Annotated in this window: 7 protein-coding genes; all 7 read left to right on the forward strand. The window is 34.2% G+C overall.

What is annotated here, in order from left to right; all coding sequences use genetic code 11:
• On the forward strand, positions 1-1,750 hold a 1,750-nt coding region (locus ACM55G_RS14010), incomplete at its 5' end, for a gliding motility-associated C-terminal domain-containing protein (RefSeq protein WP_416844562.1).
• Positions 1,751-1,908: 158 nt separating this feature from the next.
• Positions 1,909-2,814: a PorP/SprF family type IX secretion system membrane protein gene (locus ACM55G_RS14015; RefSeq protein WP_416844563.1), complete on the forward strand. Its 906-nt coding sequence runs from the start codon at positions 1,909-1,911 to the stop codon at positions 2,812-2,814.
• 10 nt (positions 2,815-2,824) lie between these two features.
• The gene (locus ACM55G_RS14020) at positions 2,825-4,756 is read left to right on the forward strand and encodes an OmpA family protein (protein WP_416844564.1); all 1,932 of its coding nucleotides are present in this window, start codon (positions 2,825-2,827) and stop codon (positions 4,754-4,756) included.
• Positions 4,757-5,985: 1,229 nt separating this feature from the next.
• Positions 5,986-13,539, forward strand: a complete 7,554-nt coding sequence (locus ACM55G_RS14025) for a DUF7507 domain-containing protein (protein WP_416844565.1) — start codon at positions 5,986-5,988, stop codon at positions 13,537-13,539.
• 160 nt (positions 13,540-13,699) lie between these two features.
• Positions 13,700-14,608, forward strand: a complete 909-nt coding sequence (locus ACM55G_RS14030; RefSeq protein ID WP_416844566.1) for a PorP/SprF family type IX secretion system membrane protein — start codon at positions 13,700-13,702, stop codon at positions 14,606-14,608.
• A 10-nt stretch (positions 14,609-14,618) separates the two neighbouring features.
• Positions 14,619-15,020: a tetratricopeptide repeat protein gene (locus tag ACM55G_RS14035; RefSeq protein ID WP_416844567.1), complete on the forward strand. Its 402-nt coding sequence runs from the start codon at positions 14,619-14,621 to the stop codon at positions 15,018-15,020.
• A 36-nt stretch (positions 15,021-15,056) separates the two neighbouring features.
• Positions 15,057-16,997, forward strand: a complete 1,941-nt coding sequence (locus tag ACM55G_RS14040; RefSeq protein ID WP_416844568.1) for an OmpA family protein — start codon at positions 15,057-15,059, stop codon at positions 16,995-16,997.
• The last annotated feature ends 329 nt before the right edge of the window (positions 16,998-17,326 follow it).

Below are 17,326 nucleotides of genomic sequence, written 5' to 3' on the forward strand. Positions count from 1 at the left end.
AACCGCAGAATGTGCTACAGTTCCTGCTGCAGTTACTTTAACCGCTACTGATAATTGTGATGCAACTCCTGTAGTGACTTTCAATGAAGTGAAAACAAACGGAAATTGTGCCAGCAATTATACCCTTACCAGAACTTGGACTGCGACTGATGTTTGTGGAAACACGGCCTCTAAATCACAACTGATTACCGTTAAAGATAAAACTGCTCCGGTATTAAGCGAAGCTCCTGCCAATGCAACCGCAGAATGTGCTGCAGTTCCTGCTGCAGCTACTTTAAGCGCTACTGATAATTGTGATGCAACTCCTGTAGTGACTTTCAATGAAGTGAAAACAAACGGAAATTGTGCCAGCAGTTATACCCTTACCAGAACTTGGACTGCGACCGATGTTTGTGGAAACACGGCCTCTAAATCACAACTGATTACCGTTCAAGATAAAACTGCTCCAGTATTAAGCGAAGCTCCTACAGATGTAACAGCTGAATGTGCTGTAATTCCTGCTGCAGTTACTTTAACCGCTACTGATAATTGTGATGCAAATCTTGTAGTGACTTTCAATGAAGTGAAAACAAACGGAAATTGTGCCAGCAACTATACCCTTACCAGAACTTGGACTGCAACTGATGTTTGTGGAAACACGGCCTCTAAATCACAAGTGATTACCGTTCAAGACACAACTGCTCCGGTTATAGCTGCATTACCGTCTGTTGCGGCAATTTCTTGTCCTGCAATACCTGCATTCGCTATTGCAACAGCAACAGATAATTGTTCTTCGGTTGTAATCTTAACTTTTGCAGATGTAACTACAAATGGTCAATGTGCAGGGTCCTATTCTGTAACTAGAACTTGGACCGCTACTGATACTTGCGGAAATACGAGTAAAGCTTCACAAACCATTAACGTTCAAGATACAGCCGGTCCAACTACAAGCACTGTATTTAGCCCAACTATCAATGTTAGTTGTGATGTAATTCCTGTCAAACCTGAACTTGTATTTATAGACAATTGCTCAGGAGTCTCGTCTACAAAATTTACTGAGAACATCATTAACAATACAGCAAATTCCTACTCAATAGTGAGAAAATGGTCAGTAGATGATACTTGTGGAAATACATCCGAATTTACTCAAATCGTTAATGTTAACGTTACAAATAATATTGTTGCAATAGTAAGTTCAATTTGTAATGATGGCGAAATTACAACTGCTAACCTAAACGATTTATTGCCTATTGATACTCCTGCAAACGGAACTTGGGCAGATGTTAATAATACAGGGGCGTTACAAGGCAATATAATTAATGCTTCTAGCCTTGCTGTTGGCGATTATATTTTTGAATATAAAATTAATGATGGAACTTGCCCTAGAATTATAAGAATTACCATGACTGTTACTACTGATTGTGGTGGTATTGTATTACCTTGTGGAACGATATTAGTTCATAATGCCTTCTCTCCTAATGGAGATGAAATTAATGAAAATTTCCTAATTGACAACATTGATGATACAAATTGTTATCCGAATAATACGGTCGAAATTTATAACCGTTGGGGTGTATTAGTTTATGAAACTAGTGGTTATAATAATACCAGCAAAGTTTTTAAAGGTATAGCTGAAGGTAGAACAACTATTAGTCAATCCTCCGGTTTACCAACCGGGACTTATTTCTATATTTTAAATTACACTTCCGTTGATGGTTTAGGAAACAATATAACAAACAAAAAAGACGGGTTTTTATACCTTACTAAATAATTAAAATTTCATTAAATCTGGGGACTTTGTTCTCAGCTTTAATGAAGTAACACCAATAGTCCTAATTCCCTGAACGATAGACCCTAATCAAATTTATCAATTAACTACTGAATTCTGATAAATGAATTCGATAGATAATTAAAAAATAAATACCTACTATGAAAACAAAATTATTTACTTTCTTTTTAATGTTTACAACCATTGTAAGTTTTGCTCAACAAGATGCTCAATTTACGCAATACATGTATAACACAATCAATATTAATCCCGCTTATGCAGGATCTAGTGGTGCTTTAAGTATTTTCGCTTTACACCGCACCCAATGGGTAGGACTCGAAGGTGCACCAGTAACTAACATTGTGTCTATGAATACGCCACTCAACTCAAATAATTTAGGATTAGGGGTATCGATTATGAATGATAAAATTGGTCCTACTCATGAGAATACCATCTCTGCTGATTTATCTTATACAGTTCCTACATCGGAAACTTTTAAACTTTCATTTGGAATTAAAGCAACGGCTAATCTTTTTGATTTGGATGTAACCCGATTAAATCCCGCAGATAATGACCCAAGCTTACATGATTATAATAATAAATTCTCCCCAAATATTGGTGCTGGTCTCTTCTGGCATTCTAATAAAGCTTATGTTGGATTCTCTATTCCTAACTTTATAGAAACCAATCGTTATGATGATAATGAAGTAGCTGTTTTTAAAGAAAAAATTAATTACTACTTGATTGCTGGTTATGTATTAGATTTGAATAATTATATTAAATTTAAACCTGCTGTTCTAACCAAAATAGTAAAGGGTGCACCTCTTCAAATGGATGTATCTGGAAATTTTATGTTCAATGACAAATTTGTAGTGGGACTTGCTTATAGATGGAGCGCTGCATTAAGTGCTATGGTTGGATTTCAGGTTTCTGAGGGTTTGTATATCGGATATGGATATGACCATGAAAGCACTAATTTAAATAACTATAATTCCGGTTCGCATGAAATTTTCCTGCGTTATGAATTATTCAAAAACAATAAAATCACGAGTCCTAGATTCTTCTAAAATAATTTTTATGAAAAAAAACATACTCATTTGCATAACAATAGGAACTATTTTTTCTTTTAACATTTATTCTCAAAAGACAAAATTAACTAGAGCGGATAAAAATTATGCCACCTATTCCTATGTAGATGCTATTAAAACGTATGAAAGAGTTGCTGAAAAAGGATATAAATCAGTAGATCTATTTAAAAAATTAGGAAATTCTTATTACTTCATCTCGGAGCTGAATAAAGCTGCAAAATGGTATGGTGAATTATTTGCCATGGACACCATCAATTTAGAACCTGAATATTATTACCGTTATGCTCAATCTTTAAAATCGATAGGTCAAAATGATAAAGCCGATGAAAAGTTGGAACTATTCAATCAAAAATCAGCATACGATATTCGAGGAAAAATTTTCAAAAAAAACACCAATTATTTAGAAATCCTAAAAGCTAATTCAGGAAGGTACATGGTGGAAGATGCAGGTATTAATTCGAAATACTCTGATTACGGAACCGCTATTTATATGAATAAAATTGTATTTGCATCCGCAAGAAATACAGGAAGTATTGGACAAAAAAAACACAAATGGAACAATCAATATTTTACAAACTTATATACGGCTGATTTAGGTGAAAATATGACACCAAACGTACCTGAAAAATTTGACAATAATGTAAATTCGAAGTTTAATGAATCTACTCCAATTTTTACTAGTGATGGAAAAACCATGTATTTCACTCGAAACAACTATTTGGATGGAAAAAAAGGAAAAGATGGAAATGATATTACTTTAATAAAAATATATAAAGCCAATCTAGAAAATGACAAATGGGTAAATATAACGGAACTGCCTTTTGATGGTGATAACTATAGTACGGCGCACCCTGCTTTAAGTCCTGATGGAAAAACATTATATTTTGCATCTGATATGCCAGGAACAATTGGACAATCCGATTTATTTAAAGTAAAAATAAATGACAACGGTAGTTTTGGTATTCCTGAAAACTTAGGAAATAAAATCAATACTGAAGGACGTGAAACCTTTCCATTTATAAGTGATGAAAACGAAATTTATTATGCCACAGATGGGCACCCCGGATTTGGAGGGTTAGATATTTTTATGTCCAAAATAAATGCGGACGGCACTTTTAGTGAGGTTCTAAATGTAGGTGCTGATGTTAATTCTCCTAAAGATGATTTTGCATATCTAATAGATACAAAATCAAGAAGAGGCTTTTTTACTTCCAATAGAGATGGTGGGCAAGGCTATGATGATATTTATAAGTTTTTGGAAACAAAAAAGCTCATTTCCAAACAACTTCTTTATGGTGAAATCAGTGATCTAACAACAGCAGCATTGATACCAAATGCTAAAAGTAACTTATATGATAATCAATTTAATCTATTAGACACTACTACTTCTGATGATAAAGGTAATTATTCTTTTATGATTGAATGTGGAAAAACTTATATTGTGAGAGCTGAAAAACCAGAATATACTACCAAAGAGCAAAAAATTACTATTGTAGCAGAAAAGGAGAAAACATATTTACCAATTATAATAGAAAAAGCAAAATGGAAAATAACTGTTGGCGATGATTTAGGGAAATGTTTTGGTATAAAAATGATTTACTTTGATTTAGATAAATCAAATATTAGAACAGAAGCCGCTTTGGATTTAGAAAAGATATTAGATGTCTTGAATCAAAATTCAACTATGAAGTTAGATATACGCTCCCATACAGATAGTCGTGCAAATTTCAGATACAATAAAACATTATCAGATAATAGAGCTAAAGCCACCATAAGCTGGTTAATTAAAAATGGGATCGATTCCAGTAGATTAATTGGTAAAGGATACGGAGAGACACACCTTCTAAATAAATGTATTGATTGTACAGAAGATGAACATCAATTCAACAGACGCAGTGAATTTATAATTACTGCTCTGTAATAACAGGTATTATTAAAAAGTAGTTAAATAAAATTATAATAAACAAAAACCTCGAAAGTTAAACTTTGGAGGTTTTTTATTTTAAAGATTAAGCTTTTTGACGAATTGTTTGTAGTTTAAAAAAACTTTAGGTATAGTATATATTTTCAAATCTATTTTCTGTTTTTTATTAAAAAAATTCGTTATCAAATTAATAATGATTTTCATTATATTTTTAACATTTAGGTTCTTTTAAGTTGACCATAATTTTAAATTAATATTTTAAAATTATTAGTACATAACTTATTTTAAAACAAAACAAATGTTAAAATTTTATATCTAAAAATTAATTTTTTCTTAAAAAAAATACATTTCAACGAGTATTTCGGTTAGTGGTAGAAAAAAAAAATCAATATTAGTTATTCTTTGTAACTTTGATTGTATGAAAAATAGCTATTAAATAGCTTTAAAATAGACGATTAGTCTTATGAAGTAGCGATTTTTTATATCCCAAAAAAATATTTTTATCCCTGAAAAAATATAGAAACATCTAAATTTTTAAGAATCTAATTTTGAAATATAAATTTACAATTGATTCTAAAAAAGGGAATTAAAAATTAACAAATTAAACATCATTTAAATTATTAAAAAATATTTTTTTAAATAATTTAAATTCAGAGAAAATACTCGAACATCTACTTGATAGAATAAAAATCTTAATGTTTGACATTACAAAATCATTTTATTTTTAATACAAATAATTAAATAATGAAAAAAAATTCTACAACTTTAATAAAAATTAGGCAATTCTTTAGCTTGTAATTTTCAATAAGAAATAGACTCCCTATTAATCTATAATACTAAATAGATTAATTAAATATATCTATTTAGTATGATTATGTAAACAGATAATACCACAAATCCATTTTATAAATTAAAATCAGATTCTATGTATGCAAAAACTACCTCCCTTTAATTAGCTTTCTAAATATTCGTTAGTAATTTATATTCTCAATTGATGTTAAAACGCATTGGAATATGCTAAACTTTATTCCAACTTTTAAATCACTAAAAGTTATTTATTTTAACCAATAATTAACTAATAAAGTGTCTCATCAATAAATATTTTTTCTAACGTTAAGTCTGAATGTTCATCGAACTATTCATACATCAAATCGTATAACAACTTTCAAAAATGAATTTTGCTACTTAAAACCATTTCATTTTCTAACGATTTAAAACAAATCAATATGAAATCAATTTTTACTTATTCGACAAAATTATTTTCGCTTTTTTTAATAAGCTTTTTGAGTATTTCAACCGCAGTTGCACAAACGGGAGTTCCTAATCCAAATACTTCGTGTACATCTGGGGATCTAGAATTAGTTGGAGCAACTCTTACTGGAGGTGATTTATGTAATTCATGTTCTACAAATACTGTTTTAACGAGAACATTGACATTGTCTATCAATAATACAACCGGTTCAACAAGAACATCCTTCGCTTTTTGGGGGAATTTAGAGGAATATAGCGGTATCGACGGTTCATTAATATCCACAATTGCGATTTCAGGCTGCAGAGGACCACTTCCTGGTCATACGATAACTAGTTTAACCTTTAATCAAGTTTCATATACTTGTGGCAATACACTAAAAATCAACAATTTATTCTTAGCATGGACTGATGCTGGTTCAGGCAGTACCTGTCCCTTAAATCCCGCCACTATTTCTCCTAAATGCGGGAAATTACCTTTAATTCAAATAAACGCTGGAGTAAATGGTGAATTTGTTGTAACCAATTCTCAATGTGGAATAGCAAGCGGTAAAATCGACTTAACCCCAATCGGTGGAAAGGCACCTTATACCTATTATTGGACAACTTTGGATGGTGCTATACCTAGCGGACAGGAAGACGATCAAGATCTAATTAATGTATTCGCAGGTACTTATAACGTAATAATTACCGATGCTAATGGCTGTACAATTACAAAAAGTAGAATCATAACCGCTACTCCACCTACAGTTGCTTTGTTTGCTCAAGTATCTGATATTACAGTAGCCTGTGGGGCAGCAACCACTAGCTCTCTGAATTATACTAACAGCTCAACAGGAAATTGTATAATTAGCGGATCTGTGAATTCTACACTTAGTTCTCAATCACCATATGGTTCTTGTGGTGGAGACATAACAGAATCATGGACATTTACGGACATTTACTTAAGAACCATAACTGCATCAAGAATCATCCATGTAAGCCCGGCTGCTTTACCAACAATGACTTCCCCTGGCAATATTACTGTATCGTGTGGATCAATACCAGTGTCAAGTACCATAAGCTTCAGTAATGGATTAAGTGGTGGTTGTTTAATAAGCGGAACATCAAATTTATCTACATTTTCATCTACTCCCAATGCATGTGGTGGAACAGTAACAGAAACTTGGAGTTCCAAAGATATCTGTGGAAGAACTATTACGGCTGTATCAAGAATAATAACTGTTACTCCGGCTGCTTTGCCAACAATGTCTCCTCCGGCTAATATTACTGTGGCTTGCGGATCAATACCAGTGCCGAGCACGATCAGCTTCAGTAATGGATTAAATGGTGGTTGTTTAATAAGCGGGACATCAGATCCTTCCACTTTCTCTGCCACTCCTAACGGATGTGGGGGCACGGTAATAGAAACTTGGACTGCCATGGATAATTGTGGAAGAACGGTTACGGCTGTATCAAGAACAATAACTGTTAGCCCTGCTACTCTGCCGACAATGACAGCTCCTGGTAACATTACTGTAGCCTGCGGATCGATGCCGGCACCGAGAACAATCAACTTCAGCAATGGATTAAGTAGTGGTTGTTTAATCAGCGGGACATCAAATCCTTCCAGTTTTTCTATTACTCCTAACGCTTGTGGAGGAACAGTAACAGAAACTTGGACTGGCATGGATATTTGCGGAAGAACAGTTGCGGCTGTATCAAGAATAATAACTGTTAATCCGGCTGCTTTGCCGACAATGACAGCTCCGAGCAACATTACTGTAGCTTGTGGGTCAATACCAGCTCCGAGTACAATCAACTTCACCAATGGATTGAATGGTGGTTGTTTAATCAGCGGAACATCAAATTTTTCCACTTTCTCTTCCTCTCCAAACTCATGTGGTGGGACTGTTACTGAAACTTGGAATGCTACTGATAGTTGTGGAAGAACAATTACAACTGTATCAAGAATAATAACTGTCAGCCCGGCTATATTACCAATAATGACAGCTCCGAGCAACATTACTGTAGCTTGTGGGTCAATACCAGCTCCGAGTACAATCAACTTCACCAATGGATTGAATGGTGGTTGTTTAATCAGCGGAACATCAAATTCATCTAATTTATCTTCCATTCCAAACTCATGTGGTGGAACTGTTACTGAAACTTGGGCTGGTACTGATACTTGTGGAAGAACTGTTACAACTGTATCAAGAATAATAACTGTCAGCCCGGCTGTATTACCAATAATGACAGCACCAGCGAATATTACTGTGTCCTGCGGAGCAATACCGGCATCAACCACCATCACCTTCAGTAATGGATTAAGTGGTGCTTGTTTAATCAGCGGAACATCAAATCCATCTACTTTCTCAACTACTGTATCAGGTTATTGTAATGGTAAAGTTATTGAAACATGGACTGCTACTGACATTTGTGGAAGAGCAGTTGCTATTGCATCAAGAACTATTACCATAGATGACAAAACACTTCCTACATTTACCCCTCCTGTAAGTAGTGTAATCTATAAAGATGCTAATTGTAATTATAACGCAGATCCTAATATAACTGGTAATATAAATGATCAAGCAGACAACTGTACCAACAAACCTGGCATTATTGTTACACATAGTGATACTAGCTGTTTTGGTACACAACAGCAATGGAATGTAAATGCCGGAAATGGTATACTGATCGATTTTAACGTTCAAGGATTTGATGGACAACCAGCCACTGCCATTAAAAATATTGCCTTATCATTTAATACAAATCAAGGTACTGGTCATGCAGAAATCACTTTGGTATCCCCACTAGGTCAGGCTATTATACTAGTTGGTCCTTACTGTTCCGATCTATCTTGTGTCGCTGGTGGAGCTGCTTCATATACTCCTGTATTCTATGGATCTGGTTATCCGCAATGGAATAATGTCAATAACCCAACTGGAGCTGGCAATTACACCCCGCTAGGAGGTACTTCAACAAACTCACAATATATTCCTGGATTTAATGGTTATATTTCAAACTTTAGCCAATTTACTGGAGAAATGAATGGAATCTGGAGGATTTATGCCCGTAAGCAAAGTACTGAAAATGGAACATTAAATATTAATAATGTTTGTTTAACTCCTAACGAAAAATGCGCTAATGATGATTTTATTATCAGACATTGGGCCGTTAGTGATGCCTGTGGTAATACCAAAACCGCGGATCAAATTATCCTTATAAAAGACAATATGGCACCTGTAATTACATTGTGTGCACATAATCAAACTATACCTGCAGATTTAAGTTGTAAAGCTTTAGTTCCGGACTTTACCTCTGCTGTTACAGCAACTGATAATTGTACTCCATCTGAATCTTTAATTATATCTCAGTTTCCTCTTGCAGGTACAGAAGTTGGATCAGGAACAACTACAATTACCTTGACCGTGAAAGATGCTTGTGGTAAAGAAACTACTTGTGAAGCCAAACTAATCGTAACAAACTATATTGTTGCCAATGACGATGCAGGTACAACTATTAACGGATATACAGGTGGTATCTCGTTTATTAACGTACTGGCTAATGATCTATTAAACTGTATTGCAGTTAATGTTAAAGATGTCAATTTAAGTATAATCGGTTCAACAAATACAGGTATTACTCTTTCCGGTGCCAATGTGGTAGTCGCTCCAGGGACACCAGCAGGTAACTACACATTGACTTACGAAATCTGTGAGAAATTAAATCCAACAAATTGTGATACAGGTATTGTTACTGTCACAGTATATGTTCCTTCTATAACTCTTTTGAAAGATGGTACTTATGTTGATATTAATAATGATGGTATTACTAATGTTGGAGATACTATAAACTATAGTTTTATGGTCATTAATTCAGGTACCTCAACACTTTCAAATGTAACCGTTACTGATACCAATGCAGTAGTTACTGGTATGCCTATTGCTTCACTTAGTGTTGATGCTTCTGACTCGGCTACATTCTCTGCCGTTCATACAATCACGCAAGCGGATATCAATACCGGTTTTGTATACAACTTGGCAACAGCTTCTGGTACTCCTCCATCCGGTCCAAATGTAACAGGTACTTCGTCGGATCCTACACCGTGTTCTTCTTGTCCTGTGAACCCTGAATGTCAAGATTGTACAATAACTCCATTGACACAAACTCCTTCAATAGCAATTACTAAAGATGGAAATTATGTGGATGCGAATAACGACGGAATTACAAATATTGGTGATACTGTAACTTATAACTTCGTTATTACCAATACAGGCAATGTGACATTAAATAATATCACTGTTGCTGATATTAATGCAGTAGTTACTGGTGTACCTATCGCTTCTCTTACAGTTGGTGCTTCTGACTCGACTACATTCTCTGCCGTTCATACAATCACGCAAGCGGATATCAATACCGGTTTTGTGTACAATTTAGCGACAGCCACAGGTACTCCTCCGTCGGGTCCAAATGTAATGGAAACTTCGTCCGATCCTACTCCGTGTACTTCATGTCCTGTCAACCCTGAATGTCCCGATTGTACAATCACTCCATTGACACAAAATCCTTCAATAGCAATTACTAAAGATGGAATTTATGTGGATGCGAATAACGATGGAATTACAAATATTGGTGATATTGTGACTTATAACTTCACTGTTACTAATACAGGTAATGTAACAGTAAATAATATAACTGTTACCGATATTAATGCAATAGTTACTGGTGGTCCTATCGCTTTTCTTACAGTTGGCGCTTCTGACTCGACTACATTCTCTGCCGTTCATACAATCACGCAAGCGGATATAAATACCGGTTTTGTGTACAACTTAGCGACAGCCACAGGTACCCCTCCATCTGGTCCAAATCTAACGGATACTTCATCTGATCCTACACCGTGTACTTCTTGCCCAATAAACCCTGAATGTCCGAATTGTACGATAACTCCATTGACACAAAATCCTTCAATAGTAATTACTAAGGATGGAACTTATGTGGATGCGAATAACGATGGAATTACAAATATTGGTGATACTGTAACTTATAACTTCATTATTACCAATACAGGTAATGTCACAGTAAATAATATAACTGTTACTGATACTAATGCACTGATTACTGGTGGACCTATCGCTTCTCTTACAGTTGGTGCTTCTGAATCGGCTACATTCTCTGCCGTTCATACAATCACACAAGCGGATATAAATACCGGTTTTGTGTACAACTTAGCAACAGCCACGGGTACTCCTCCAGAGGGTCCTAATGTAATGGATACTTCGTCGGATCCTACACCGTGTTCTTCTTGTCCTGTGAACCCTGAATGTCCGGATTGTACAATCACTCCATTGACACAAAATCCTTCAATAGCAATTACTAAAGATGGAATTTATGTGGATGCGAATAACGACGGAATTACAAATATTGGTGATACTGTAACTTATAACTTCGTTATTACCAATACAGGCAATGTGACATTAAATAATATCACTGTTGCTGATATTAATGCAGTAGTTACTGGTGTACCTATCGCTTCTCTTACAGTTGGGGCTACTGACTCGACTACATTCTCTGCCGTTCATACAATCACGCAAGCGGATATCAATACCGGTTTTGTTTACAACTTAGCGACAGCCACAGGTACTCCTCCGTCGGGTCCAAATGTAATGGATACTGCGTCTGATCCTACACCGTGTACTTCTTGTCCTATCAACCTTGAATGTCCGGATTGTACAATCACTCCATTGACACAAAATCCTTCAATAGCAATTACTAAAGATGGAATTTATGTGGATGCGAATAACGATGGAATTACAAATATTGGTGATACTGTAACTTATAACTTCACTGTTACTAATACAGGTAATGTGTCAGTAAATAATATAACTGTTACCGATATTAATGCAGTAGTTACTGGTGGTCCTATCGCTTCTCTTACAGTTGGTGCTTCTGACTCGACTACATTCTCTGCCGTTCATACAATCACGCAAGCGGATATAAATACCGGTTTTGTGTACAACTTAGCGACAGCCACAGGTACCCCTCCATCTGGTCCAAATCTAACGGATACTTCATCTGATCCTACTCCGTGTACTTCTTGTGCTGTTAATCCTGAATGTCCGGATTGCACAATAACGCCGTTAACACAGACCCCTAGTATAACCTTAGTGAAAACGGGTACCTTTAACGACACTAACAATGACGGTTTCGCTCAAGCTGGTGAAAAAATTAACTATACTTTCACCATAACTAATACTGGTAATGTAACCGTGACCAATATCGTTATCACAGATCCATTGATTGGTCTGATAATTACTAATAGTCCAATTAGTATATTAGCGCCTGGAGTAATTAACAGTTCCGTGACCGGAGGTTATACTATTACTCAAGCCGATATAGATGGCGGTAAAGTAATCAACTCAGCTTTGGCTTCTGGCAAAGATCCGAAGGGAAGTGATGTGACTGATATTTCTGGTACAACGGTTCAAAACAATACTCCAACCGTAACACTACTTCCTCAGACAGCTAGCATAGCATTAGTCAAAACAGGTATCTTTAGTGACACAAACAATGATGGTTTCCCTCAAGTTGGCGAAAAAATAAACTATACTTTCACGGTAACAAATACTGGTAATGTGATTGCATCCAATATCGTTATTACAGACCCATTGATTGGATTACTACTAAATGGAAGTCCAATAGCCAATTTAGTATCAGGTGCGTCAAATAATTCAGTGACGGGTATTTATACCATTACTCAAGCAGATATTGATGCCGGTAAAGTAACCAACTCAGCTCTGGCTTTTGGCAAAGACCCAAAAGGTAATGATATTACCGATATTTCAGGTACAACGATTACAAACAATACGCCAACCGTTACCACTCTTAATCAAAATCCAGGCTTAGAAGTAATTAAAACTTCCAATACCGAAAATTATAGTTCTGTGGGAGACATTATCAATTATACTATTCAAGTAAAAAATATCGGTAATGTCACTCTATTTGCAATAATTGTAACTGATCCATTAACTGGATTGAATACTACTATTCAAACTTTAGCTCCAGATGGAACTCAGATATTTACTCAAAATTATACAGTAACCCAAGAGGATAGAGTAAACGGTTCTGTAACTAATGTTGCCAATGCAAATGGTTTCACACCAAATGAAGTACCAATAAGTGACTCAGATGAGGAAGTTGTTGAAGCTAGTATTGTCTTAGGATGTGGAACTATATTAGTTCATAACGCCTTCTCTCCAAATGCAGATGGAATTAATGAAAATTTTATAATCGACAATATTGATGATGTAGTCTGTTATCCAGATAATACTGTTGAAATTTACAATCGCTGGGGAGTATTAGTTTTTGAAACTAAAGGCTATAATAATACTAGCAACGTTTTTAAAGGTATATCTGAAGGTAGAACAACTATCGGCCAATCCTCTGGTTTACCATCTGGCACCTATTTCTATATCTTGAATTATACCTCTATAGATGGTAATGGTGGTGTACAATCGAATAAGAAAGACGGATATTTATACCTTACTAAATAATTTAAATTAAAATCCCTGGGGATTACAACGTCCTCAGGTTTAATAAAAGCAATATTTTTAGTTTTATTTTTACTGATTGACAAACTCTTATTTAATTTATCAACTGATTTATAAAATATTACAAATCAGCTAGATATGCAATTTAAAATAAACAGCTGCTATGAAAACAAAATTATTTTCTTTCGTTTTGATGTTTACAGCCATTGTAAGTTTTGCTCAACAAGATGCGCAATTTACGCAATACATGTACAACACAATTAATATTAATCCCGCTTATGCAGGATCTAGAGGCGCCTTAAGTATTTTTGCCTTACATCGTACGCAATGGGTAGGATTAGAAGGGGCTCCGGTGACTAATGCGGTATCTATCAACACTCCTCTCAACGGAAATAATTTAGGATTAGGAGTGTCAATTATAAATGATAAAATTGGCCCAACAAAAGAGAATACCATATCGGCTGATTTGTCTTATACTGTTCCTACTTCGGAGACTTATAAACTTTCATTTGGGATTAAAGCTACAGCTAATCTTTTCGATTTGGATGTAACCAGATTAAATCCTGCGGATGATGATCCAAGTTTACATGATTATAATAATAAATTCTCTCCAAATATCGGTGCTGGTATCTATTGGCATTCTAACAGGGCTTATGTTGGACTCTCTGTTCCTAATTTTATAGAAACCAACCGTTACGATGATAACCAAGTGGCTATTTTTAAAGAACAAATTAATTATTACTTGATTGCAGGTTATGTATTTAATTTAAATAATTATATAAAATTTAAACCTGCAGTTCTCTCCAAAATGGTTAAAGGTGCTCCTCTCCAATTCGATGTATCAGGAAATTTTATGTTCAATGACAAATTTGTGGTGGGAGTTGCCTATAGATGGAGTGCTGCAATAAGTGCTATGGTTGGATTTCAGGTTTCTGAGGGTTTGTATATGGGATATGGATATGACCATGAAACGACTAATTTAGACAACTATAATTCCGGTTCGCATGAAATTTTCCTGCGCTATGAATTATTCAAAAACTACAAAAAAATTACTACTCCTAGATTCTTCTAAAAATAAGATTATGAAAATATATATATTCTTTATATCAATAATGAGTGTTTTATCTTTTAAAGGACATGCTCAAAATTCAAAATTATACGTTACCGATAAAATAAATGATAAATATGCCTATGTAGATGTTATAAAAACCTATGAAAGGGTCGCAGAAAAAGGATATAAATCAGTGGATTTATTTAAAAAACTAGGGGATTCATATTATCAGAATGCAGAGTTAGACAAAGCCGCTAAATGGTACTGTGAATTATTCTCACTGAATACTAAGGATTTAGAACCTGAATATTATTATCAATATGCTATGTCTTTGAAATATATTGGTCAAAATGATACAGCCAATGAAATACTCTTGAAATTAAAACAAAAATCGGAGGCAATCACAGAAATTAAAATTAGAAAACAACGATAAAATCAAAACTCTAAAATTCTTTTAAAAAAAAATATTATGAAAAATATTATACTCCTTTACATAACATTAATAAGTGTTTTTTCTTTTAACATTTATTCCCAAAAAGCAAGAGTAGTTTCAGCTGATGAAAAATATGACAACTATGCCTATGTAGATGCTATAAAAACCTACGAAAGAGTTGCTGAAAAAGGGTATAAATCTGCAGACATGCTTAAAAAATTGGGAAACGCCTATTACTTTAACGCAGAACTGGATAAAGCTGCCAAATGGTATGGTGAATTATTTGCCATGGACACCACCAATTTAGAACCGGAATATTACTATCGTTATGCCCAATCTTTACGATCCATTGGCGAAAATGTTAAAGCCAATGAAATCTTGGAACAGTTCAATCAAAAATCAGCAAACGATATTCGAGGAAAACTTTTCAAAAAAAACACCAATTATTTAGAAGCCATAAAAGCTAATTCAGGTAGATATCAAGTAGAAGATGCAGGTATTAATTCGAAATATTCTGATTACGGAACTGCTATATATATAAATAAAATTGTATTTGCTTCAGCAAGAGATACCGGAAGTTTAGGACAAAGAAAGGATGCATGGACCAATCAATATTTTACAAATTTGTATACTGCTGATTTAACAGATAATATGACTCCAAGCGCAACTAAAAAATTTAATAAAAGTATCAATTCGAAGTTTCATGAATCGACTCCTACTTTTACGAATGATGGAAAAACCATGTATTTCACCCGAAACAACTATTTGGATGGCAAAAAAGGAAAAGATGGAAATAATATTACTTTGATAAAAATATATAAAGCCAGTTTAGAAAATGACAAATGGGTAAATATAACTGAATTACCTTTTGACAGTGACAATTACAGTACAGCACATCCAAGTCTTAGTCCTGATGGGAAGACATTTTATTTTTCTTCTGATATGCCGGGAACTATAGGCCAATCTGATTTATTTAAAGTAAAAATAAATGATGATGGTAGTTTTGGTACACCGGAAAACCTAGGAAATACAATCAATACTGAAGGAAGAGAAACCTTTCCATTTGTAAATGATGAAAATGAACTTTATTTTACCTCAGACGGGCATCCTGGTTTGGGAGGATTAGATATTTTTGTTTCCAAAATGAACAAAGACAACACTTTCAGTGAAGTCCAAAATGTAGGTGCCGATGTTAACTCGCCTAAAGATGACTTTGCTTATTTAATTGATACAAAATCAAGAAGAGGTTTTTTTAGCTCGAATAGAGATGGTGGTCAAGGTTATGATGATATTTACAAATTTTTAGAAACGAAAAGGCTAATTTGTGAACAGGAATTATATGGTGAAATAACGGACACAACTACCAAAGAATTACTTCCAAATACTAAAATAACTTTATACGACAGCCAATTTAATTTGATAAATACTACCAATTCTGATGATAAAGGTAATTATTCTTTTACTGTTGAATGTGGAAAAACTTATAATATAAGAGCTGAAAAACCAGAATATACCACTAAAGAACAAAAGATTACTATTGCAGCAGAAAAAGGAAAAACATATTTACCAATTGCATTAGAAAAATCAAAATGCAAAGTAACCGTTGGTGATGATTTAGGTAAATGTTTTGGTATAAAAATGATTTATTTCGACTTTGATAAATCTGATATAAGAGAAGAAGCGGCTATAGATTTAGAAAAAATATTAGATGTATTAAGCCAATATCCTAGCATGAAACTTGATATCCGCTCCCATACAGATAGCCGTGGGACTTTCCAATATAATGAAGCTTTATCCGATAGAAGAGCTAAAGCTACTATAAACTGGTTAATCAAAAATGGAGTTGATTCCAATAGATTAATTGGTAAAGGATACGGAGAAACACAGCTTGCAAATAAATGTACTGATGATGTGGAATGTACAGAGGATGAACATCAATTCAACAGACGCAGTGAATTTATAATTACTGCCTTATAAAACGGTTTGATATTATAAATCAACCATTTATCCAATTACATATAATAATAAAGGCTGCTGAGGCAGCCTTTATTATTATATGTCTCAAAACATACTTATATTTTTGCTAAAATATTGATGTAATATTTTTTACCAGTATCAGGATTCTTTCTAATTGCGATACCAAAATCAGTAAAATTTCCTTCAATATTTTTCTTATGTGCAGGACTGGCAAATATTAGTATACCCTTTTTTAAAAGCGAATGGAATTTATCAGATTGTGATAGTAAAATGAGTAAAATTAATTTCTTAATATTCTTGTATCCAGAACCTGTAAACTATAAACTATA

The organism is Flavobacterium algoriphilum, assembly GCF_048158655.1.
GTDB classification, from domain to species: Bacteria; Bacteroidota; Bacteroidia; order Flavobacteriales; family Flavobacteriaceae; genus Flavobacterium; species Flavobacterium algoriphilum.